At 62.8% G+C, this 22,885-nt stretch carries 19 protein-coding genes and 1 tRNA gene; 13 read left to right on the top strand and 7 right to left on the bottom strand.

What is annotated here, in order from left to right:
* Positions 1 to 28: 28 nt before the first annotated feature.
* A complete protein-coding gene (gene lpdA, locus YWU_RS0102705; protein ID WP_027019255.1) occupies positions 29 to 1,450 on the bottom strand; it encodes a dihydrolipoyl dehydrogenase in 1,422 nt (473 codons plus the stop codon).
* A gap of 287 nt (positions 1,451 to 1,737) precedes the next feature.
* Between lpdA and YWU_RS14785 the strand changes: the two genes are divergently transcribed.
* From YWU_RS14785 to YWU_RS0102665, 8 genes are all read left to right on the top strand, one after another.
* Complete coding sequence (locus tag YWU_RS14785; RefSeq protein ID WP_084141613.1) at positions 1,738 to 2,994, top strand: alpha/beta hydrolase; 1,257 nt, start codon at positions 1,738 to 1,740, stop codon at positions 2,992 to 2,994.
* Positions 2,995 to 3,093: 99 nt separating this feature from the next.
* Positions 3,094 to 3,306, top strand: coding sequence for a hypothetical protein (locus YWU_RS0102695; RefSeq protein WP_027019254.1), 213 nt, complete (start codon positions 3,094 to 3,096; stop codon positions 3,304 to 3,306).
* A gap of 38 nt (positions 3,307 to 3,344) precedes the next feature.
* Entirely contained in the window at positions 3,345 to 5,432 is a 2,088-nt protein-coding gene (locus tag YWU_RS0102690; protein WP_027019253.1) for a prolyl oligopeptidase family serine peptidase, read from the top strand.
* Between the two features lie 56 nt (positions 5,433 to 5,488).
* On the top strand, positions 5,489 to 6,991 hold the full coding sequence (locus YWU_RS14780) for a M1 family metallopeptidase (RefSeq protein ID WP_240484034.1): 1,503 nt from the start codon (positions 5,489 to 5,491) through the stop codon (positions 6,989 to 6,991).
* 7 nt (positions 6,992 to 6,998) lie between these two features.
* Positions 6,999 to 8,339 carry a hypothetical protein gene (locus tag YWU_RS14775; RefSeq protein WP_034646805.1) on the top strand — a complete coding sequence of 447 codons (1,341 nt, stop codon included), beginning with the start codon at positions 6,999 to 7,001 and terminating at the stop codon, positions 8,337 to 8,339.
* Between the two features lie 17 nt (positions 8,340 to 8,356).
* Positions 8,357 to 9,208, top strand: coding sequence for a glycosyltransferase (locus YWU_RS0102675; RefSeq protein WP_027019252.1), 852 nt, complete (start codon positions 8,357 to 8,359; stop codon positions 9,206 to 9,208).
* Positions 9,209 to 9,268: 60 nt separating this feature from the next.
* Entirely contained in the window at positions 9,269 to 9,997 is a 729-nt protein-coding gene (locus YWU_RS0102670) for a glycosyltransferase family 2 protein (protein WP_027019251.1), read from the top strand.
* Between the two features lie 50 nt (positions 9,998 to 10,047).
* The gene (locus YWU_RS0102665; RefSeq protein ID WP_420805287.1) at positions 10,048 to 10,422 is read left to right on the top strand and encodes a DUF2304 domain-containing protein; all 375 of its coding nucleotides are present in this window, start codon (positions 10,048 to 10,050) and stop codon (positions 10,420 to 10,422) included.
* A gap of 27 nt (positions 10,423 to 10,449) precedes the next feature.
* On the opposite strand, the gene YWU_RS0102660 is transcribed toward YWU_RS0102665, so the two are convergent.
* Together YWU_RS0102660 and YWU_RS0102655 are read right to left on the bottom strand one after the other, a co-directional pair.
* A complete protein-coding gene (locus YWU_RS0102660) occupies positions 10,450 to 11,388 on the bottom strand; it encodes an NAD-dependent epimerase/dehydratase family protein (protein ID WP_027019249.1) in 939 nt (312 codons plus the stop codon).
* A 47-nt stretch (positions 11,389 to 11,435) separates the two neighbouring features.
* The gene (locus YWU_RS0102655; RefSeq protein ID WP_027019248.1) at positions 11,436 to 12,692 is read right to left on the bottom strand and encodes an MFS transporter; all 1,257 of its coding nucleotides are present in this window, start codon (positions 12,690 to 12,692) and stop codon (positions 11,436 to 11,438) included.
* 142 nt (positions 12,693 to 12,834) lie between these two features.
* Between YWU_RS0102655 and YWU_RS0102650 the strand changes: the two genes are divergently transcribed.
* Genes YWU_RS0102650 through YWU_RS0102635 form a run of 4 tightly spaced genes read left to right on the top strand, consistent with a single transcriptional unit; the run spans position 12,835 to position 17,709 of the window.
* Positions 12,835 to 13,764 (top strand): ABC transporter substrate-binding protein, encoded by a 930-nt coding sequence (locus YWU_RS0102650; RefSeq protein WP_051259943.1) that lies wholly within the window; start codon positions 12,835 to 12,837, stop codon positions 13,762 to 13,764.
* Positions 13,754 to 14,779, top strand: a complete 1,026-nt coding sequence (locus YWU_RS0102645) for a FecCD family ABC transporter permease (RefSeq protein WP_027019246.1) — start codon at positions 13,754 to 13,756, stop codon at positions 14,777 to 14,779. Before YWU_RS0102650 ends, YWU_RS0102645 begins: the two co-directional genes overlap by 11 nt.
* Positions 14,776 to 15,609: an ABC transporter ATP-binding protein gene (locus YWU_RS0102640; RefSeq protein ID WP_051259942.1), complete on the top strand. Its 834-nt coding sequence runs from the start codon at positions 14,776 to 14,778 to the stop codon at positions 15,607 to 15,609. The genes YWU_RS0102645 and YWU_RS0102640 overlap by 4 nt, the downstream gene beginning before the upstream one ends.
* A gap of 30 nt (positions 15,610 to 15,639) precedes the next feature.
* On the top strand, positions 15,640 to 17,709 hold the full coding sequence (locus YWU_RS0102635; protein WP_084141604.1) for a heavy metal translocating P-type ATPase: 2,070 nt from the start codon (positions 15,640 to 15,642) through the stop codon (positions 17,707 to 17,709).
* A 303-nt stretch (positions 17,710 to 18,012) separates the two neighbouring features.
* On the opposite strand, the gene YWU_RS0102630 is transcribed toward YWU_RS0102635, so the two are convergent.
* From YWU_RS0102630 to YWU_RS0102615, 4 genes are all read right to left on the bottom strand, one after another.
* Positions 18,013 to 18,870, bottom strand: a complete 858-nt coding sequence (locus YWU_RS0102630; protein ID WP_156892686.1) for a GDSL-type esterase/lipase family protein — start codon at positions 18,868 to 18,870, stop codon at positions 18,013 to 18,015.
* Positions 18,871 to 18,998: 128 nt separating this feature from the next.
* Complete coding sequence (locus YWU_RS0102625) at positions 18,999 to 19,562, bottom strand: DUF6434 domain-containing protein (protein WP_027019242.1); 564 nt, start codon at positions 19,560 to 19,562, stop codon at positions 18,999 to 19,001.
* 124 nt (positions 19,563 to 19,686) lie between these two features.
* Positions 19,687 to 19,759, bottom strand: a tRNA-Thr gene (locus YWU_RS0102620).
* A 95-nt stretch (positions 19,760 to 19,854) separates the two neighbouring features.
* The gene (locus YWU_RS0102615) at positions 19,855 to 21,084 is read right to left on the bottom strand and encodes a DNA polymerase III subunit delta' (RefSeq protein ID WP_027019241.1); all 1,230 of its coding nucleotides are present in this window, start codon (positions 21,082 to 21,084) and stop codon (positions 19,855 to 19,857) included.
* Between the two features lie 121 nt (positions 21,085 to 21,205).
* Between YWU_RS0102615 and YWU_RS0102610 the strand changes: the two genes are divergently transcribed.
* Positions 21,206 to 22,729, top strand: coding sequence for an adenylate/guanylate cyclase domain-containing protein (locus tag YWU_RS0102610; RefSeq protein WP_027019240.1), 1,524 nt, complete (start codon positions 21,206 to 21,208; stop codon positions 22,727 to 22,729).
* Positions 22,730 to 22,885 lie beyond the last annotated feature (156 nt).

The raw sequence follows: 22,885 nt of genomic DNA, 5'->3' as shown, positions 1-22,885 counted from the left end.
TGCACGATCATTACACCGCTACCTGCAATTACAGGTTGATCATGTGTCCGCCGATGCCCTCGGCGGCTTCCTTCATAGCCTCAGACATGGTCGGGTGCGTGTGCACGGCGCGACCGATTTCAGCGGCAGTGAGCTCGTACTTCTGGGCCAGGACCAGCTGCGGGGTGAGCTCGGAGACGTTGGCACCAACCAGGTGACCGCCGAGCAGTTCGCCGTGCTCGGCGTCCGCGATGATCTTCGAGAAACCGGCGGTCTCCGCCAGGCCCATCGCCTTGCCGTTCGCAGAGAACGGGAAGGACGCGACCTTGATCTCGCGGCCATTCTCCTCGGCCCACTCCTTGGCCTGCGCCTCGGTGAGACCGAAGGAGGCCACCTGCGGGTTACAGAACGTTGCACGGGGCATCATTCGGTAGTCCTGGTCAAGGATCGGCTCGGTCTCAGCGCCGGCCATGTGCTCAGCGGCGATAACGCCCTGAGCCTCGGCGACGTGAGCGAGCTGCAGCTTCATGGTGACGTCACCGATGGAGTAGATGCCATCAACGTTGGTGCGCATGTACTCGTCAATGACGATCTCGCCGCGCTTGCCTAGCTCCACGCCGGCCTTGTCCAGGCCGATGTTTTCGGTGCGCGGGGCGAAGCCGATGGAGACCATGACGCGGTCGACGGTGAGAGTCTGCTCCTTGCCGCCGTTCTTTGCCTCGATCTTGACCACGACAGAATCGCCCTTGTCGTCGATCTCGGTGGTCGCGTGACCGGTCAGGAGCTTCACACCAAGCTTCTTGTACTCCTTGGCGATGACCTTGGAGACTTCCTCATCCTCGTTCGGGAGGACGCGGTCGAGGTACTCAACGATGGTGACGTCCACGCCGTAGTTGGCCAGGACGTAGGCAAACTCCATGCCGATGGCGCCAGCGCCAACGATGACGATGGACTCCGGCAGGTCGTCACTGAGGATCTGCTCCTCGTAAGAGACGATGTTGCCGCCGATCTCGACGCCCGGCAGGGAGCGCACGACGGAGCCGGTTGCGACGATGCAGTTATCGAACGAGAGCTCCTTGCCCTTGTCCTTGCCGTCGGTGACCTTGATGGAGGTCGGGCCGGTGAAGGCACCCCAGCCGTCGATCTCGTCGATCTTGTTCTTCTTCATGAGGAAGTGAACGCCCTTGACGATGCCCGCGGACACCTTCCGGGAGCGCGCGTGCGCCGCACCGAAGTCAAAGGAGACATCTCCGGAGATGCCGAAGGTCTTCGCTTCATGGTTGAAGATGTGCGCGACCTCCGCATTCTTCAGCAGAGACTTCGACGGGATACAACCGACGTTGAGGCAGACACCTCCCCAGTACTGCTTTTCAACCACGGCCACCTTCAGGCCGAGCTGGGATGCGCGGATGGCGGCGACGTAACCGCCGGGTCCGGCGCCGAGGACAACGAGATCATAATGTTCAGCCACGGGGCCAAGGATAACCGGAACATGAGGGTCACGTCACCTAAGGGTTTTCGGCGAAAGGATTTTTGCTTCCCGACGCTCTCCTCGTCCCATCCCCCACATCCCTTCACGCCTGCCTGACTGTGCGGCAGTGACCGCAGGCGATTCGCGGCAAGCCCCGCGGACACAATGTTTCTGATGTTACGTATGTGACTATTGAGTTGAATCCCGTACCATTAGTCACATTGACCACAGCACGTCTGCGGGAACGGCACTTACTGTCCCGCACCTCACACAGGGAGATTTCACCCATGCGCAGCCCTAATATCCAGCGAACCCGGAGGGCGGCAGTGGCCGCGACCGCAGTGGCGTTGGCCATGTCGCTGGGTACGACCGCGGCTTATGCAGCCCCGATTGAGACCGAGGACGCCCCGGTGCCGGTGTCCCTCGACGCTCTCGAGGATGATTTCAAGGCTGAGCTCAAGGACGATAAAGTCGCCGAGGCTGACGAGACGAGCGAGGAGACGATCGAACCTTCGACGATCTTCCGCGGCGATGCACTGGCCGAATCTGGTCTGCCCGAGCGCCCCTGGATGAGTCTGCTGGAGGGCCACGACAACACCGAGGTCATATGGGCCACCGCCCCGACCATGGAGAAGGCTGTCCCGCTGGCCCGCATCTGGCCCGAGGGTGAGGACCCGGACGCGCCTCGTCCAACGCTGTACATCCTCAACGGCGCCGATGGCGGCGAAGGCACTGCCTCCTGGCTGTACCAGACGGACATCGTGGACTACTTCAGCGACAAGGACGTAAACGTCGTCATCGTCCAGGCCGGCGCGTTCTCCTATTACACCGACTGGGAGAGCGAGGAGACGGACTTCGAGAAGCAGTACTGGGAGACCTTCCTGACCCGCGAGCTCCCCGAGGCCCTGGAGGCTGAGATCGGTGGCAACGGCAAGCGCGGCATCGTCGGCATGAGCATGTCCGCATCCTCCGTGCTGGTCTACGCCGAGCAGCACCCGGAGCTTTACGACGGAGTGGCATCCTTCTCCGGCTGCCCGCAGACCTCCGACCGCTTCGGCTCCGCCTTCGTCCAGTTGGTTCTGGACCGCGCCGGTGTCGATGCCACCGACATGTGGGGCGAGCCCGGCTCTGACGCCTGGGTCCGCAATGACGCCCTGGTCAACGCCGACCTCCTCGGCGGCACCCCGCTGTTCATCTCTACGGGCAATGGTCTGTGGGGCGAGTGGGACCGAGCTCCGGAGCCGACCCTCGAGTCGGAAATCAACATGATGCCGCAGCGCACCACCGGATCGGTTATCGAAGCTGTCACCGCGGCCTGCACCCTGAATCTGCAGTCCGAGCTCGGCGACCTGGGCGTCACCGAGGACATCGACTTCGACTTCCGCAACACCGGAACTCACTCCTGGGGCTACTGGCAGGATGACCTGCACTCCTCATGGGACAACCTGTTCTCTGACGTGCTGTTCGATGGCGACGACAACGCCAACGATCAGAACGAAGACGAAGCCACCGACGATGAGGTCGAGGTAAACGACGAAGTCTAGGCACTTCCATCCCCCGTCCATCCCGCACATCAGCGGGGTGGGCGTTAGTCGTTGTTAGCCTCGAGGTGACAACGTCTACTGCCCGATCAAGGAGTTTCCATGAAGAGGCTTGACTGGAACTGGTTACCGATCCTCGCACTTGGTATCGGCTTCGGGCTGTTTGTCGGTCTGCGAAATGACGACTGGTGGGGGTTCGCGTTCATCTTCGGCGTCTGTGCTGCAGGCGCTGCATTCGTCTTCTGGTTCCGTAACCGCGAGTCCTTCCAAAACCGGCCGGACTATTACCGCAACCGCAACCGCAAACGCAGATAGCGGACGGCAGCCGAAGTCCGGAAGTACGTTAGGGAGTCATGACTGTTTTCCTCTCCACTGACCGCGTCCCGTCCTGGCTCGATGACATCGAAGGTGAGCAAGCCCTTGAGTGGGCGAAGGCCTGGTCCGACGGCACCTCTGGGAGGATCCCAGGGCCCGGCAAGGAATCGGGAAATCGCACTGCCCTGGAGCAGCAGATCCTCTCTGCCCTCGACGCCGACGACCGCATCCCCTTCCCCGCCCGGCGCGGCGAGCACTTGTACAACTTCTGGGTTGACTCCGAGCATCCCCGCGGACTGTGGCGTCGGACGACGCTGGATTCTTATCTTGACGGCAGCCCCGGCAGCGACGGCGGTGCCACCGAATGGGAGACCGTCCTGGACTTGGACGCCCTGGCCGAGCAGGAGGACGAGAACTGGGTGTGGAAGGGCTCCCACGTCCTGCGTCCGAACTACGATCGCGCGCTGCTGCGCCTGTCCCGTGGTGGCGCGGACGCTGTCGTCATCCGTGAATTCGATCTGGTGAATCTGCGTTTCCTCGACGATTGCGAGGACGGCACCGAGGCCCCCTTCACTGTGTCTGAAGCCAAGACCGACGTGTCCTGGGCTGGCCCTGATCTGCTGTACATCGGCACTGATCTCGGCGAGGGCACGCTGACCGACTCCGGATACCCGCGCCAGGTCCGCAAGTGGCGTCGCGGCGAGCCCCTGGAACGCGCCGAGATTGTCTACGAAGGTGCATCCACTGATGTCGCCGTTGGTGCAGGATTCGACCTGACCGAGGGTTTTAAGCGCCTCTTCGTTGAGCGCGCCATCGACTTTTACAACTCCGAGAGTTTCGTCGAAGTCGACGGCGACCTGCGCAAGATCGACGTGCCGGATGACTGTGAGGTCTCCGTTCACCGCGAGCACCTGATCATCCTCCCGCGCACAGACTTCGGGGCGATCCCCTCTGGCGCCCTCGCCGTGGCGGATCTGAAGGGCTGGCTCGACGGCGACCGGGAGAGCACCATTCTCTTCTCACCTGACGAGCACACCTCGCTCAAGTCCTTCGCGTGGACGGAAAACTACCTGGTACTGACGTTGCTTCACGACGTCGCCACCGTCCTCAAAACCTTCACCATCACCGGCAGCCCGGCAGAGTGGGAGCCAGGAATCGTCGAGGGGCTTCCAGAACAAGCCACCGTCCAGGTCGCTGGTACCTCCCCCACCCGCGACGACGAGATCTGGCTACTGGCCTCCTCCACATTGCAGCCATCGACGCTGCTGCGCGGTGTCCTCGGCGAGATCCGACCAGAAGTCGTCCGCTCCGCTCCCGAGCGTTTCAACGCCGCGGGCATGTCCACCATCCAACACTGGGCCACTTCCGCAGACGGGACCAAGATTCCATACCGGGTCTCCGGGTACCTGGATGGAGAAAAGCGCCCCACCCTGGTGAACGCCTATGGCGGATTCGAGGTCTCCCTGTTGCCGGGATACTCGGCAGTCTCCGGAATCGCATGGCTCAGCCAGGGCGGGCTCGCCGTCCAAGCGAATCTGCGCGGCGGCGGCGAGTTCGGTCCGCAGTGGCATTCCCAGGCGGTAAAGCTCGACCGAGAGAAGGTCTTCGAGGATCACCGTGCGGTGCTGCAGGACCTGGTTGAGCGTGGCTACACCGACGCAGAAACACTCGCGGTGCGTGGCGGTTCCAATGGAGGCCTCCTCACCGCGGTCTGTCTGACCTCTTATCCAGAATTGGTTGGGGCGGTCGTCTCCCAGGTTCCGCTGGCGGACATGATGCGGTACCACCGGCTGTCGGCAGGAGCGTCGTGGATGGCTGAATACGGCGACCCGGATGATCCGGCCGAGCGTGAGGTCATTAAGCGATACTCCCCTGTCCAGCGTGTCGCCGCGGCCACCGATCGGACCTATCCGCCGGTGCTAGTTACCACCTCTACCCGGGATGATCGCGTTCATCCGGCGCACGCTCGCTCACTGGCGTGGTTGCTCAAGGAAGCCGGCCAACCGGTCGACTACTGGGAGAACATCGAAGGCGGTCACGGTGGAGCTGCCGACAATAAGCAGGCTGCCTTCGCCGAGGCTCTGATCTACAGCTGGATCACGGAGAAGATCAGTACAGGTCGCTGAGGCAGCCGCTCGGGCACAAGCGGGTCGTTCTGCGCTTTTGGCGTTAAGGTGTGGGAGTGCACGCAGCCAACAACTACACCGAAATCCCCTTCAACCTGGGATTCCGTGTTGACCACTACCACCTTGACCTCGACTACCGCGTGGGTCCGAACCGCCTAAAGGCGACGGCGACGCTGAAGATCGAGGCCAACGCCCACATCGACCGCATGACGCTGGACTTCGCGGACGTGTTGGGCGTTGACGCCGTCGATGCCGATACCGAGATCCGTGGCACCGATCTGGATGTGAAACGATGGCGTCAGTCCGGCCGCAAATTGCGGATCTACTTCGACCGGGAGATCCAGCCGGAAGAGACCTTCACGCTGACCGTGAAGTACTCCGGCACACCGGGACCCGTTGGCTCTCGGTGGGGCGAGCTGGGCTGGGAGGAGTTGGAAAACGGCTCCCTCGTCGCCTCGCAGCCGATCGGTGCTGCGTCGTGGTTCCCGTGTGATGACGACCCTGAGACCAAGGCTCGATACACCATCACCATGGTCACGGATGCTCCGTACGCCGTGGTGGCAACTGGTGTGCCGAAGGCACCGGAGAAGGTCGGCGGTTCCCGTAAGCGCTGGACCTTCGAGTCCGAAGAACCTGTCGCTACGTACCTCGTCACCATCCAGGTCGGCGAGTTCGTAGAGATCCCCATCGAATGCGACTCAGTGCCGGTGACGGTGTGGGCGCCGAAGGAACTGGCCACTCGCATCCGCCATGACTTCCGCGACCAGGGCCACATGCTCGACCAGTACGCCGAGATGTTCGGCCCGTACCCGTTCCCAGATTATCGCGTGGTCGTCGTCGAAGACACCCTGGAGATCCCTCTGGAAGCCCAGGGCATGTCGATCTTCGGCTCGAATCACGCCACCGGCGAGGATTCCTGGACTCGACTGATCGCGCACGAGTTGTCCCACCAGTGGTTCGGTAACTCCGTGGGTATCACTCAGTGGCGCGACATCTGGCTCAATGAGGGTTTTGCCTGCTACGCCGAGTGGCTGTGGGCGGAGCGCTCTGGGCGCCGTCCCGCTTCCGAGTTCGCCCGTCATCACTATGACAACTTGCTGCGCAAGCCCCAGGACCTCCTCATCTCTGATCCGGGCCCGAAGGACATGTTCGACGACCGCCTGTACAAGCGCGGCGCCCTCACCGTCCACGCGCTGCGACTGCTGCTTGGCGACGATCTCTTCTTCGAACTCATCCAACGCTGGACCACCCGCAATCGCCATAGTGTGGTCGACACCGTCGATTTCCGCGCCCAGGCCAATCGCCTCTGCCGCGAAAATGGCATCACCACCAGCCACCTGGACACCTTGTTCGAGGTGTGGCTGTATCGCTCGGCGCTGCCGGCGTTCCCGGTGAATCCGTCGGCGCCTGGTGTTGATCCGCATGAAGCCATTGGCGGCGCGGCGAAGGCTCCCGCCTCCAAGTTGGGCGCCGCGATCACCAGGCTCGGCAGCCGCATCAGCGACGCCGCTGAGGAGCGCGCCGACGAAGCCGTGGCCTCCGACAACGAACTGTGGTGACCGCTGCGTGAGATGGCTGACCCTGGCGACGATCATCGCCGCCGCCGCAAGTTTCGGCATTCTATTCCTGTCGGCGAACACCCTCACTATCTCCGTGAACGAGCAGTTCACGGCCTATTGGGGCCTGTTCTTCGCCTTCACCGGTGTGCTGGGCGGTCTGATGCAGGAAACGACTCGGACCGTCGGGTCGGCGGACAAGGCCCGGCGCGCTGGGGCTCTTAACGATTCGCTTCCCGACGCCTCCCTACCCCACTCCACTCCCACCCTCACTGAGGACCAGGGCCCGATGGCCCGTCCGATCGTCATCGCTGCCGGTGTTGGACTGGTGACATTCGCGTTCTTCGCGATCAGCGGGCCGTTCTGGATGCGGTTCATCGTGCAGGACAACCTCGCGTGGGCGGTGCTGCTCATGGCGGCGGGCCTTGGTCTGTACGCGGTGCAGGCGGCGGTCTCAGGGCTTCTGTCCGGCGCGGGGCTATGGAAGCAGTACGCAATGCTGATCATGCTGGACGTGCTCTGCCGACTGGTCTTGGCTGGCGTGGCGTTCAGTCTCGGCTGGGGTTTGTTGTCATTCCTCGTCATCACTGCGCTCGGCACAGTGAGTTGGTTGATCATCCTCGCCTTCAGTCCGGCCTCGCGTCAGGCTTTGACCCAGCGGGCAGATGTCCCCACTCGTCGGTTCATTCCGTTGATGGTGACGGCGATGGGAGCATCGGGAGCCTCAGCGTTGTTGGTCACCGGTTTCCCTACCCTCGTGGTCCTGGCTAGCCGCTACGGAGCCGGTTCCTCCGGTGGCGCGGACCTTGAGAATGCCACTGCTGGAGCGGTCGCTGTCACCGCTGCCGGTATTTCCTACGCCGTGCTGCTGACCCGTGCGCCGCTGCTGATGCCGCTGGAGAAGTTCCAGAACGCCATCATCGTGTACTTCGTGAAAGACGACCGGCACCCGCTGGTGACTCTGGCCAAGCCGCTCGGGGCACTGGCCGCATTCGGCCTGATTGGTTCTGCTGCTGCATGGTTGATCGGACCCTGGATCCTGCAGATCCTGCCAGGCGGGTACATGATCCCAGGCGCCGGACTGTTCGCGCTGACTCTGGGTGCGACGACCACGGCCATCCTTATGGTCACCGGTTCGGTCATGCTCGCGACCAACCATCACCGCACCTATCTCGGCGGCTGGGTCCTAGCGACTGTCACAGCCACCGGCATCCTGTTCCTGCCCGCTCCGCTGTTGTGGGCCACTTCCGCCGCGCTGATCATCGGACCAGGCCTTGGCATCGCCCTGCATCTGTGGCGACTGTCCACCTCCAGGCGAACCACCTCCACCGTCGACCTCTCCGATAGATAGAGCCGTACGCTATCCCCATGACTTCGCACGACACCGTCTCCTTCCTCATGACCGTCTACCACGGGGAGAAACCGGGGCCGCTCGATGACGCGCTCTCCAGCACCTGGGAGCAAACCCGGCCCGCAGACGAAGTCGTATTGGTCGTCGATGGACCTGTCGGCGATGAACTCAACGCCGTCATTGACCGCCACGCGGCAGCGCACCCAGAGGACTTCCGTGTCATCCGCAATCCTCTGAACCAAGGCAGCGGCCCTGCCAGTAACACCGGCATCGAGAACGTGCGCACTGACTGGGTCGCCCGCTTAGACTCCGACGACATCGCCCGACCAGACCGGCTCGCAGCACAGCTCGCCTACGCAGACCGCCACGGCCTCGATGTAGTGGGCACCGCCCTGCTGGAATTCGATGCCGAACAGGTCGCCGCCGGTGCAACTCCCGAGGAGGCCTCCCTGGGCATCCGCGCTCTCCCGGAAAAGCACCGCGCGATCCGCCGTTACGCCAAGATCAACGCTCCGGTGAACCATCCATCAGTCCTCGTACGCACGGAGAAGATCCGCGACGTCGGTGGCTACCGACACCTGCCCTTCATGGAGGACTACGACCTATGGGCACGGCTGCTCGCCAAGGGGATTCGCTTCGGCAACATGCCAGAGGCACTGACCCTCTTCCGGGCCGGTGACTCCATGTTGGCCCGGAGGAAGGGCACCGATATGTGGCGCTCGGAGTTGATGATGCAGAGGGTGTTAGTGCAGGAAGGGATCGTCGGGAAGCCCAGGTCTTATGCCAACCTGTTGCTCCGCAGCGCCTTTCGGGCGCTGCCCACCAACCTCCTACGCAAGACCTACGCACTAATCTTCCGACGCAACTAACCCGGCCAGAACACGGGTGTAACACCGATACCCAACTCTCGGACTATATGATCAGGGACCATGACTGCGGAATCAGAGGGAGAGTCGGCGCAACCTACCGACTACTCCGACACATGGCTCATCGTGCCGTGCTTCAACGAAGGCACAGTGATCCGGGAAGTGCTGGAGCACGCCCGGCAGACCTTCCCTAACATCGTCGCGGTCAATGACGGCTCGCGGGATAACTCCGCCATTGAGATCCACGCCGCCGGGGCGCACCTGGTTAATCACCCAGTGAACCTCGGACAGGGCGCTGCACTGCAGACCGGTGTCGAATACGCCCGCTCGCAGCCGGGCGCAGAGGTCTTCGTCACCTTTGACGCGGACGGTCAGCACCAGGTCAAGGACGTCCTCGCGATGATTGCGCGGTTGCGCGCAGAGCCGGTGGATATTGTCGTCGGGACGCGGTTCGGGCGCCCTCGCGGAGAGAATGACCAGGTTCCCCTGATCAAACGCGTGGTGCTGAAGACCGTGGTGTTCCTGTCACCGAAGACCCGCAGGCTCGGATTGTCGGATGCTCACAATGGCCTGCGCGTGTTCAATCGCACCGTCGCCGAGGGTTTGAGCCTTCGGATGAACGGCATGAGTCACGCCAGCGAATTCGTCGACGTGATGGACCACAAGAAGTGGCGTGTCACCGAGGAGCCTGTCGACATCCTCTACACCGAATACTCCATGTCCAAGGGTCAGTCACTCATCAACGGCGTGAATATTCTCGCCGACGGACTGCTGAGCAAGAGGTTGCCGTGATCGTTTCCACCATCATTCAGATCGTCCTGCTGCTGGCCATTCTTGGCCTGATGTTTTTCTTCGTCACCAACCGGCGCAAGGCGCGAGCGAAGGCCGGCGTGAAGATCGGCTTCTTGCTCTTCGTCATCGGCTGCGTGTGGGCGGTGATTCGCCCGGATGATCTCACCGTTGTGGCGAACTGGCTCGGCGTCGACCGCGGCACGGACCTGCTGCTGTACCTGGTGACGCTAGCATTCCTGTTCGTCACAGTCAGCACCTACATCCGCTTCCGCGAGCAGGAACTGCGCTATGCCCGCCTGGCTCGCGCTGTGGCGCTGAGCAATGCGGTGCCGCCGGAGGCAGAGTTGCCCGTCGATGTCATCGCCGACACGACGCTTGACGACGCCCCCGCCACCCACGACGCCGACGCCGCCAGTCGCGACTAAACCCCACGGTATGTGGCGGGAGACTAACTACTCCCGGAAGTAGTCGACAGTGCGGCGTACGCCCTCACGGATGTCGACCTTCGGTGTCCACTCCAGAAATTCCTCAGCACGAGAGGAGTCAAGGGCGGAGCGGGGAACGTCGCCAAGCCGCGCCGGAGCGAACTCCGGGTTGTCCTCGGCGCCGGCGGCCTCAGCCACCAGGGTGTGCAGCTCCCGGTCGGAGGTCTCCACTCCGGTGCCGATATTGAAGCGCATACCGCCCCCGACGTCCCCTGAGGCACGAATGAACGCCTCGACGACATCCCCGACGTACACATAGTCACGGGTGTTTCCACCATCGCCGAAGACCCTGGTGGGCTTTCCGTTTAGAAGCGCCTGGGAGAAGATCGCGACGACTCCAGCCTCACCGTGCGGGTCCTGCCTAGGGCCGTACACATTCGCCGGTGCGATGTGGGAGCAGTCCAGGTCGTAGAGCTGCCGGAACGTGTTGAGGTAGGTCTCGCCGGCGAACTTGGAGGCCGCATAGGGGCTCATCGGGTTCACCGGGACAGCCTCAGAGACCGGCAGATCGGTGGGCATACCGTAGATCGAACCGCCTGAGGAGGTGTGCACAATCTTGTGAATTCCGCGCTGCCGGGCGGCGTCGGCCAGCCGAATGGTGGAGATGATGTTGATTTCGGCGTCAGTCACCGGGTCAGTCACTGATTCGCGGACATCGATCTGAGCGGCGAGGTGGAAGACCACCTCTGTCTCCTCGCGATCGAAGAGCTCTAGCCAATCAACATCGCGAATGTCCGCTTCAATGATCTGCAGGTTATCGCCGTAGTCCGCCTGAGCGGACTCCAAGTTAGAGAGCGAGCCGCGCGAGAGGTTATCGACAACGACCACCGAATGGCCGCTCGACAACAACCTGTCGACGAGGTGCGAACCGATGAAGCCTGCGCCGCCTGTGACAAGAGTTTTCATAACGACACCATACGGCCGTCAGAGGTGCAGCCGCGGAAACCGCTGGTCTAGTTGCTATCTGACTTCGGCAGGAACTTCCGAGAGTTCACCGCGACGACCGCCGTCATGGCTGCTGCGATGACGGCACCGGCTCCAAGCATCACCGGGTAGGTCATCCATTCCCAGTGTTTGGAGAGCTCGGTGAGGATCGCCGGGAATGCGAAACCGATGTAGGTGAGGCAGTAGAAGATGCCCGTGAGGCCGGCTAGGTCGCGGGGGCCGGCGATGCGCTGAACCTCGTTGAGGCCAGCGAACATGCACAGGCCGTATCCGGCGCCGAGGACGATAGCTGCGATGGCAGCGAATGCCACCGTCGGGTGTGCGGACATGAATGCGGCAAGGACCATGCCGACGATCACGATGCCCATCGCCACCAGCGGGCCCCGAGCAGAGGTCTCCGAGGCAATCCGCGGACCGAACTGCTGGATCGCGAATCCGGCCATCAGCGCAACGAAGGTAATGATCGCGGAGAAGAACACCGGCGACCCGACACGGTCCTGCATCAGGTTCGGGACGATCGCGTAGGCAACACCGGCTGCACCGAACACCCACGGGGCACACATGGCGGCGACGAAGAGGAACCGCGGATTCTTCATCGACGGGGTGTACATCGAAGACAGCAGGGACTTCCGCTCGTATGCTGCGCCTACCGGGGACTGGCGAGTCTCCGGGACGGGGATCATCGCGAAGATCGTGGGAATCGCCAGCAGGATGTGCAGCAGGTACGGCAACTGACCAGGCAGTGGCGCGAACTGAGCCAAGGTGCCGGCGACCAGGGCGCCCACACCAAAGCCCAGGGTCAGAGACATCGACTGGCGCTTCGCACCAGAGGTCGGCTTCGAGTTGGGGTCGAACCGGTCGCTGGACAGTTCCTTCACCCAGGAGCCACCAACGGCCATGGCAATACCGACTGCCACACCTGCGAGCATGCGTCCAACCAGCAGCAGCGGACCGGTGGATTCACCGGCGGCGATAAGCAAGGAGCCGAGGATCGAGAACAACGGCGCCGTCATCATCACCGGTTTACGGCCGATCCGGTCCGACAGCGGCCCGGAGATCAACAGCGCCGGCGCGATACCGAGGGCGTACACAAACAGCAGCATGTCGACGAAGACCAGGTCGAGCTGGCCTTCCAACCGGTACATCACCATCAGCGGGGTGAACTGGTTGCCGCCCCAGGCGACCGCGAAGACGGCGAATGCGACGAGGAGCCACAGCGGCACTCCCGACGAACCCGCAGTCCGGGTCTTCTTCTGCTTAGTCATGCGGAACAGGTTACGACTGTTAGCGTCCAGGAGCTGCGCTGGGCCTCCTGAAACTCACTGGGCCGCAGAGCGAACACGACCGACCTGAGCCTGGAACACTGAAGTACCATCGTCAAAGATCACTTTCCGATGGAGGTTTACCGTGACATCACTGTTCCGCCCGGCACTTGCCGTGCTCACGTCCGCTGCCGCCGCGCTGGCGCTGACCGCCTGCGCATCCGATGGCGACAACAATGCCAATGCAGAGGCGAACAACGCCGGCAACTCCTCGGGCGACACGTCGGTCGAGCGCATCGTGTCGCTCTCCCCCACTGCCACTGAGACTCTCTTCGCCATCGGCGCGGGTGAGAATGTGGTGGCGGCGGATGAGTATTCGTACAACCCGTCGGATGCCCCGACCGTCGAGGGCTTGAGCGGTTTCTCCCCGAATGTCGAGGCCATCCTGGAGTATGACCCGGATCTAGTGATTCTTGGTACCCAGGATGATCAGGTCATCGATGGGCTGGAAAGCGTCGGCGCCACCGTCCTGGTTCAGGACGCTGCCCAGAGCATCGACGATGCTTACGCCCAAGTCGAAGAACTCGGCGAAGCCACCGGTCATCTCCGTGAGGCGAATGAGACCGCTGCTGCCATGCAGGAAGGCATCGAGGAAGCCGTCGCCTCCGTGCCGGATGAGGTGCTGGAGTCGTCCCTGACGTACTTCCATGAGCTCGACGAGGAACTGTTCACCATCACCGATGACACTTTCATCGGCCAGGTGTACAGCCTCTTTAATCTGTCCTCCATCGCCACCGGTGACACCGGCTACCCGCAGCTGACCCCGGAGGCCGTCATCGAGGCGGACCCGGACATCATCTTCTTGGCTGGCGGCGACTTCGGTGTCTCCCCGGATGAGGTCATTGAGCGTCCCGGCTGGGCCTCGGTCACGGCAGTTGAGGATGGCACCATCTACGTGCTTGACGACGACCTCGCCTCCCGCTGGGGCCCCTCCCTTCCGGAGTTCGTTCAGTCTGTCGCGGACGCCCTGATCGAGCTGTCCGAGAACGCCCCCGAGCTCGTCGGTGCGAACTAAAACTGCCCTCAGCCTCACCGCGTCAGTGTTCGCGCTGGTCGCGGTGGGGTTGTTGTCTATTCACGTCGGGGCTATGAGCATTCCAGCCTCGGACGTGGTCCGGGAGATCTTCGGCGCGGGCGTCCTCACCGATCGCCAGCATGACGTGCTCATGCAGATCCGCCTTCCCCGCATTGTCATCGCGGCGATCGTCGGCGCGATGCTGGCTATCGCAGGCGCCGCGTACCAGGCGGTCTTCCGAAATCCCCTGGCTGATCCCTATCTGCTGGGAGTCTCCTCCGGCGCGGGCCTAGCCGTAACTGTGGTCGTTGTTGCCACCGCTGCCGGCACCATGGCTCCCACCGGACTCGGGGCAACACCGATGATCGCCGCGGGTTTCATTGGTGGTGTGCTCGCGGTGGCGGTGACGTACCTGGTCAGTGGCAGCGTTGGGATCGGCCGCTCCCCATCGGTGGTCATCCTCGCTGGTGTCGCCGTCGCAGCCTTCGCCAATGCCGCGCAGACGTTCATCCAGCAGCGCCATATCGACACCATCCCCCGCGTGTACTCGTGGATGCTTGGCTCTCTCAATGGCGCGTCGTGGTCGATGGTGCTGCTCGCGGCAATCCCAGTCGCGCTCTGTGTCATCGCACTGCTGGGCTCAGCGCGGGTCCTCGACGTGATGTCGATCGGCGATCTGGAGGCCCGCACCCTCGGCATCCATCCGGGTCTGATCCGAATCGGAATCGTCCTCGCGGCCACTCTGGGCACCGCGGCGGTGGTGTCGGTGTCGGGTCTGATCGGCTTCGTCGGCATTATCGTCCCGCATGCGCTGCGCCTAGTCTTCGGCCCTGGTCACCGTCTGCTCATGCCGCTGACCGTGCTGTGGGGTGCCACCTTCCTCATCGCGGCAGACACCATCGGCCGCACCCTCCTAGCCCCGGCAGAACTTCCCGTCGGCGTGGTGACCGCCGCCGCTGGCGCGCCGTTCTTCCTCTTCATCCTCCACCGTTTCGCCAGGAGGAGGACACCATGAAGAACACCAACCCGCTTCCCGACGCCTCCGGCCTCACCCTCTCCTCCCTCCACATCCGCCACCAGGGCGCATCTTCCGACACCGTTTGCGACGTCTCCTTGAAACTCCCGGCAGGAGGGTGGCTGACCCTGGTCGGGCCCAATGGCTGCGGCAAGTCGACCCTTCTGCACGCCATCGCCGGGATTCTCCCGGTGCGTTCAGGCACGGTGCTCGCCGCCGGGATCGCGCCACCTGCATGGGGTGCGGCCGCGCTGTCACTCGGCGCCAGGTCCCGCCGCAAGGCATACGCCCGGACCGTGGCGCTCATGGCGCAGACTCCCGTGATCCCTGAGGGGGTAACCGTCAGCGATTATGTCGAACTCGGGCGGCATCCCCGGACGGGGGTGTGGGGTCGGGAGGATGGGGACGTCGTAAAGCAATGTCTTTTCGATGTTGGCGCGCTGCACTTCGGCGACCGCCGGCTGACGGAGCTGTCTGGCGGTGAGCGTCAGCGCGTGACGCTAGCGAGAGCATTGGCGCAGGAACCAGAGGTGCTGCTGCTGGATGAGCCAACCTCCGCGCTGGATATCGGACGCGCTCAAGAGGTGCTCGAACTGGTCGATGACCTGCGGTCCCGGCGAGGTCTAACCGTTGTTGCAGCGATGCATGATCTGACTCTTGGTGGGCAGTTCGGTGATCAGGTGGCGATGATGGCAAGTGGAGAGATCGTGTCCGCCGGAAATCCTGCGGAGGTTCTCACTGCCGATCGCATCGCTGAGATTTACGACGCCACCGTCGACGTAGAAATCCGCCGCGGCACTCCCGTAATCACGCCAGTCCGACACCGTTGACAATACCCCTATAGGGTATACGGTGAAGGTATGGACGCTGCACACACGCACTCACACACGCACTCACACACCAGTGGCAGCCACGACAGCCACCACCACGATCACGATCACGATCACAACGAACACCACGACCATTCCGGCCACGTCGAGCAATTCCGCCGACTGTTCTGGTGGAACCTCCTTCTGGCGGTTCCCGTTATCGCCTTCAATTCAATGTTCGCGATGCTCATCGGCTACGACCTCCCCGCCTCTGGTTGGACCACATGGATCTCACCGATCCTCGGCACCGTCATGTTCCTCTGGGGCGGCAGGCCATTCCTGACCGGCGGTTGGCAAGAAATCAAGGACCGCTCACCCGGCATGATGCTGCTCATCGCCATGGCGATCACGGTGGCGTTCGGCGCTTCCTGGGGAGCTTCACTGGGACTGCTCGCGCATGACCTGGACTTCTGGTGGGAGCTCGCGCTGCTGGTCGTCATCATGTTGCTTGGGCATTGGATCGAGATGCGCTCCATCGCGCAGACCACAAATGCCCTGGGTTCCCTCGCCGCACTGCTCCCGGACGAGGCCGACGTCATCCGCAACGACACCGTCACCACCATCCCCGCCGCAGACATTGTTGCCGGCGACATCACACTGATCCGCCCGGGCGGATCCGTACCTGCCGACGGCGTGGTGGTCGACGGCTCCGCCAGCATGGACGAGTCGATGATCACCGGCGAATCCCGACCGGTCCGCCGAGAGGCCGGTGACGTGGTTACTGCCGGCACCGTTGCCGTCGACTCTGGCCTGCGCGTAGAGGTCACCGCCATCGGCGAGGACACCACCCTGGCGGGGATCCAGAAGCTCGTCGCAGATGCGCAATCGTCCTCGTCGAGGGCGCAGAGGTTGGCGGATAGGGCGTCGGGATGGCTGTTTTGGTTTGCCCTCGCCGCCGCCGCGATCACCGCTGTGACCTGGTCTGTCCTGGGAATGCCGGAGTCGGCTGTGGTCCGGACAATCACCGTTCTGGTCATCGCCTGCCCGCACGCGCTTGGCCTAGCAATCCCGCTGGTGGTGTCGATTGCTACTGAGCGCGCGGCCCGTGGCGGAGTCCTCATCACTGATCGACTTGCCCTAGAGACCATGCGCAAGGTCGACGTAGTCCTCTTCGACAAGACTGGCACCCTGACCAAGGGTGAGCCGACCGTCACCGCCATTGACGCCGCCGACGGCTACAGCGACGACGACGTACTTGCCCTCGCCGCAGCAGCAGAAGCCGACAGCGAACATCCGCTCGCCATTGCTGTCACCCGTAGCGCAGAGTCCCGTGACCTGGACGTTCCGCGCGCGAGTAACTTCACCTCCTCACCCGCCGTCGGGGTAAAAGCCACCACCGATAACGGCATCCGAGTCGAGGTCGGCGGCCCCTACCTCTTGGAGGAGCACGGCTTGGACGCCCGCGACATCGCTGCAGAATGGAGCCAGCAAGGCGCGATCATCCTGCACGTGCTTTCCGACGGCCACGTCATCGGCGCCCTCCGCCTTTCCGACGAGATCCGACCCGAGTCCCGCACAGCCGTCGACGCCCTTCACCGCGAAGGCGTTGAGGTCATGATGATCACCGGTGATGCGGAAGCAGTCGCAAACGCCGTCGGCGAGGAACTCGGTATCGACCGGGTTTACTCCGGCGTCCGGCCCGAAGACAAGGCCGCGAAGGTCCGCACGCTGCAGGACGAGGGCCGGACTGTGGCGATGGTCGGCGACGGTGTCAACGACGCCCCTGCCCTCACTCAGGCCGATGCTGGAATCGCCATCGGCGCAGGTACTGACGTCGCGATTGGCTCCGCAGGCGTAGTTCTCGCCTCCTCGGATCCACGGTCAGTGGTCTCGGTCCGGCACCTTTCCCAGGCAACCTACCGCAAAATGCAGCAGAACCTATGGTGGGCTGCTGGCTACAACATCGCGGCTGTCCCACTGGCCGCGGGTGTACTCGCACCGATTGGGTTCATCCTGCCAATGAGTGTCGGTGCGGTCCTGATGTCACTGTCGACTGTCGTCGTCGCCCTCAATGCGCAGACACTGCGCCGGTTGGACCTTTCTCCGGAAAGCGTTGACTGACCGCCTCTCCCTGCTGGCGCAGACTAATCGCACACCAGGGAAGACCTCTGCGATGGCATCCACGCCAGCAACAGACGGCGTCGGCGTCGGCGTCGGAAGCAGAATCCGGGTCGGCCACCCTGCGAGCGTTGCCCGATCACCCTATGAACGTCGCATCCCGAGCTGCAAACTGCAACGACCACAGGGTGTTTGTTTCACGTTGACAGGGCGTCCCTCGGCCCGTGGAATCCGCCCCCCTCCCCTACAACACAAAACTCCCGGCCACCACCGATGAGGTGATAACCAGGAGTTTGTATGCAGAGCCTAGAAGGTTGCGCCAACGTTCTCTGCGACGACGCGGGAGCCTTCAGCAGTCGGGTGCAGCTGCATGTTCCAGTCGGTCTCATTATCGATGATTCCGGTGACGTAGCGCTGCTCCGCCGGAGCACAGGTGCTGTGTCCGCGGGTCATGTTGTAGTTGTCGACGAAGACCAGGTCGTGCTTGTCAGCAGCCCAGCCCATCTGCTCGGCCATCCAGTCCTGGTACTGCACGCCCAGGTTGCCCGGGACCTCGAAGCCGACCGGCGCGTTGCCGTCGAGCTGGATCAGGCACAGGCGGTTCTGGTCGAGGACCTCCGGGTAGCCGGCGAGGGTAATCTGCACGTCCGGAGCGACACGGCGTGCCTCAGCAACAAACGCATCCATGTTGTCCATGAACTGCGCGTTAACGTTTTCCTTGGTCGGCGGAGTCATCGTGTCCAGCGCACCGAAACCACCGAAGTCATTGCCACCGATCATCGCGACGATGTGCTTGGTGCCCGGGCCGACCTTGCCGTCTGCAATAGCGGTCTGCAGCTTCTGGACGGCACCGGTGGAGGTACCGGCGGTGCAGGAGTAGTCCGCGACGGACAGACCCTGCTGCTCACCGAGCTGACGCGGCCAGTTGTTCATTGCCTGAGCACAACCGTCGGTGGTCTCAACCGGGACGGTTCCCTCGAGCTCCGGAATCGGAAGGCCGCTGTTGTTTAGAGCGTTCAGCACGGTGTCCGGGTTGGCGGTGAAGGAATCTCCGAAGGTCACCAGCTCTGCCGACGGCTCCGCAGATGCGACGGAGGTTCCGATAGTGACGGCAAGGGCAATGGCGGCTGTCGCACCAGCGGTGCGCTTCAGGATCTTCTGCATGATCACCGACCCTAACAGATTACATTTGGGTCACGAAGCTACTCCGGAACGACTGGTGCACCCGCATCAACAAGCGTCGATTCGAACGACTCGCACGCCACCTCCCGAGCCCTCCTTGCCGCGCACATCTATATGCGAACTCTTTCATCAACTGGGGCGTTGCGGTACTCATTCCACGCGTCGAGGAGTTCCTGGTGAGTGCTTACCTTATGTTCTTCTCGCCAGGCCCGAGTAAACCGGTTGAATTCGAACTGCGGACCGATCTCTCTTGGACCTGCTGCGCGGGTATCTCGATAGTGGCTAAGCGCGTCCTGCAGCGTTTGCGTCCCATCGGTGTGCGCGAAGAAATCACGCATCTGCGCGTCGAAATGAAAGCCGTCTCCAACCTTGACCGAAAACCAGGCTCGAACGATCTGGCTACACCTCTGACCGGCAGGGGTCACGGTGTCTGGTGTCAGCGGTGCCGAAAGTTGCGCAGACGTCGATCGTCGGGCTGGCTCTGGCTCCTGAAACGGCTCCCCGTCCAGAGTCGCGGCAATTCGCCGGGTCAGAACGTCCTTACTCCCCGTGGCCCGGACGCCGATCTGGCGGGCGAACGCGGCTAGCTCTCCTTTGAGCCAGTACCAGCGCTTGAGTTCATCCCCGGTCAACGCTGGCGAAAGCTCCGGGCGCCGCGCATCAGCTGCTTTCATCCGCCAGATTCTACTTAACCAGGGGCTTGATTTTGCGTTCCAATCTCCCCTGACAGGTATTACCTCTCGCCATGAGCATGACGAAACCCCAGGCCAACAGCGCATTGACCTGGGGTTTTGCTTGAGCCGCCTGCGAGAATCGAACTCGCGACCTTTTCATTACGAGTGAAGCGCTCTACCGACTGAGCTAAGGCGGCGTTCCCACGAATGACCGTGGAATCCGGCTAAATGTTACCCCACAGGTTCACTGGTCCAAAACTGCGGGTCACCACCGGTTCGGTGGGCCGGGAACCTACCTGGCTCCGACGCCGCAAGCGACCTGCAGTGAGCCGACCAGCCCGCTGACCACCGCAACCGGCTGGGCATTTCCGTAGAGCAATCCACGTGCCTCGTTGACAGCGTCGACGCACTTGAGCAGTTGCTCGGCCGGGACTCGACGGGCCAGTTCAGCTGCGGTACGGGACCTGTCCGGGTGAATAGGTGCGGACTCCGCCTGCATGGAGGCAAGCATCGCATCCCGGTAAAGGCCTGCCATGTCCGTCAAAGCGAGATCGAGCTGGTCCTGCGCGACGCGCTTGCGCCGACGCTTCTGATTCTCTTCCAACGTTTTGACCTGACCCGAGGCTCCACGGGTTGCGGCCTGGACGCCCTTTCCTCGCCCTCCGACGCCCAGTGACTCCTCTAACTTGGCGAGTTCTGCCTCTTCCTTCTGCTTCAACTGTGCCTCAGCCGTGTCCTTCGCGCCGACGGCTAAGTCTCGTGCTTCCAAATAGGCGCGCTCGGGAGCGAATACAGACTCCACTAGATTGAGCGCCTGGTTCCGCCAGTCTCTGGTCACTTCACTAGATGCCAGACCACGAGCCCGCCCGACATGACCGTTGGAGACGGTCGCAGCCCACCGAACCTGTTCATCAGTCAGGTCGGGTTTTTCCGCACGAAGGATCTTGACGACGTCATCGACCTCCGGAGTTGGGATGTAGATATGACGGCACCGCGAGCGAAGGGTGACGGAGAAATCCTTCGCGTCGATCGTCGGCACGCAGAAGATGATGATCGTCTGCGCCGGCGGCTCCTCCACGGTCTTCAAGATCGCGTTGGATGATTCGGGGTTCAGCCGGTCGGCATCCTCGATGATGAGGACCCGCCACCATGGTTCTGCGGTTGGGCGTCGGTAAGCCCAAGGAATTACCTCGTCCCTAATGCGACCGACGGGGAAGATCGTGCCTTCGGTTCTCGCGACCATGAGGTCACCGTGGGTACCGGCCATGGCGGTTCGGCAGCCTTCGCATTCACCGCATCCGGGCCTGTCGGGACTCGTGCACAGAAGCGCGGCAGCGAATGCTCCGGCCGACGTTGTTCGGCCTGATCCTGGAGGCCCACTGAACACCCATGCATGAGTCAGCGCGGAACCTGTGGATTCGCTTCCGGCTGTGCGGGAACGGGCCTCAAGGACGGCGTCGTAAAGCTGCTGACGGACCCCGCCCGACTCTGGGATCCGCTGGAAAACGCTCGCCTCATCCATGCGTCCACGATAGCGCCGCGCCCCCGTCTGAGGGCCCCAGGGGAGACATCCGGGCGAACGCGGCCGCCACCCGGTGGGCAACTGGAGGTTGAGCAACCTAAATACAGTTAGAGTATTCATCATGCGCAGAATCGGTAGATACCTCAGGTGGTTGCTGACCACCTCATGGCCGGCATACGCCGCGGGGGTCTTCCTGGCGAACCTTGCCGGAGCCGTCGGGCTCGCCGGGCTTCTGTTTCTGCTACCGACCCAGGAACTCACCGGCACGGAGAACATCAGCACCCCGACGATCATCATGCTGGTCACCTACCTGGTACTAGCGATGATTTCAGGAATGGTGCTGACTTACCAGGTATTCAAGCCTGTGCTGACCTGGCAGAGAGACCACAACCGGGAAGATCCTGCGAAGGTCCGTCGGCTGATCGTGCGGATCCCCATCTATCAGTCTGCAATCGGGCTGTTTATCTGGGGAATTGGCGTCCTCCTGTTCAGCATCACAGCAGCGCTACACGACAGGCGCTTCGGCCTGGTCATCGCGATCACAGCAACCTTGATCGGGCTAACTGTCGCGTTGATGACCTACTTCATCGCCGAGCGACTGATCCGTCCGATCGCGGTCGAAGCCCTCAACCGTGAGGCCCCTGAGGCATCCCTGGAGCCCCCGATCTCTCAGCGTCTGTCGCTGACATGGCTGCTCACCTCTGGTGTTCCGGCGATCGGAATCCTGCTGGTGCTGCTCGCGCAGGAGATGGGGTACTTCACCGGCGACGCTGTCGATGTCATTCCTGCGATTTTGGGTCTGACGGCGCTGTCGTTGGTGTCTGGGCTCGTCGGAACGCAGCTGATGGCGATGAGCATCGTCGATCCGGTCCGGGACCTGACCTCCGCCATCAACCGCGTGCGCCGCGGAAACACCGACATCGCTGTGCCGATCTACGACGGCTCCGAGATGGGTGTCCTCCAGGTCGGCTTCAACGAAATGCTGCGTGGACTTCGCGAGCGTCAGCGCGTCCGTGAACTCTTCGGCCGGTACGTCGGCGACGAGGTCGCCCGCAACGCCCTTGCAGTCAATCCGGTGCTCGGTGGCGAGGAACGCCAGGTGGCTGTTCTGTTCGTCGATGTCATTGGCTCGACCCGGTACGCAGTGGACAACCCGCCAGAGATCGTCGTCCGTGAACTGAACAAGTTCTTCGAGCATGTTGTGGACTGTGTGCACCGGAACAAGGGCATCATCAACAAGTTCCAGGGCGACGCGGCACTTGCCGTGTTCGGAGCGCCCCTCCCCCTCGACGACACCGCCGGGCATGCGTTGGCTGCCGCCCGTGAACTCCGTGCGGCGTTGCGCGATCTGGAACTGGACGCCGGAATCGGAGTCTCCGCCGGCCGCGTTGTAGCCGGACACATCGGCGCTCATGATCGATTCGAGTACACCGTGATCGGTGACGCGGTGAACCAGGCAGCGCGTCTGACTGACCTGGCTAAGGACACCCCGGGTGCAGTGCTGGCAACGGCTGCGACGGTCCGGCAGGCCAACGAAGATGAGCAGCGTCGCTGGACTTCTCTGAAGTCCGTCGAGCTCCGTGGCCGTACCCATATGACTCAGCTCGCGCGCCCGATCCGACCGACGCTGGCAGAGCGCAGCTAGCAACCGAGGGCCGGCTCCCCTCCGACATATATGGGGATATCTGACTTAATCCAATATGCGAGCCTTCCGAGGATGAGAAAACCGCCCCGGAGGCCAGATCGAATGATCAGGTTCCGGGGCGTTCTGGCGCTCACTGTGTGAGCGGCCTGCACGTGG

The organism is Corynebacterium sputi DSM 45148 (assembly GCF_000427865.1).
Lineage (GTDB): Bacteria > Actinomycetota > Actinomycetes > Mycobacteriales > Mycobacteriaceae > Corynebacterium > Corynebacterium sputi.
Note: the sequence above shows the minus strand (reverse complement) of the source record. Positions and strands in the feature narration are given on the sequence as shown.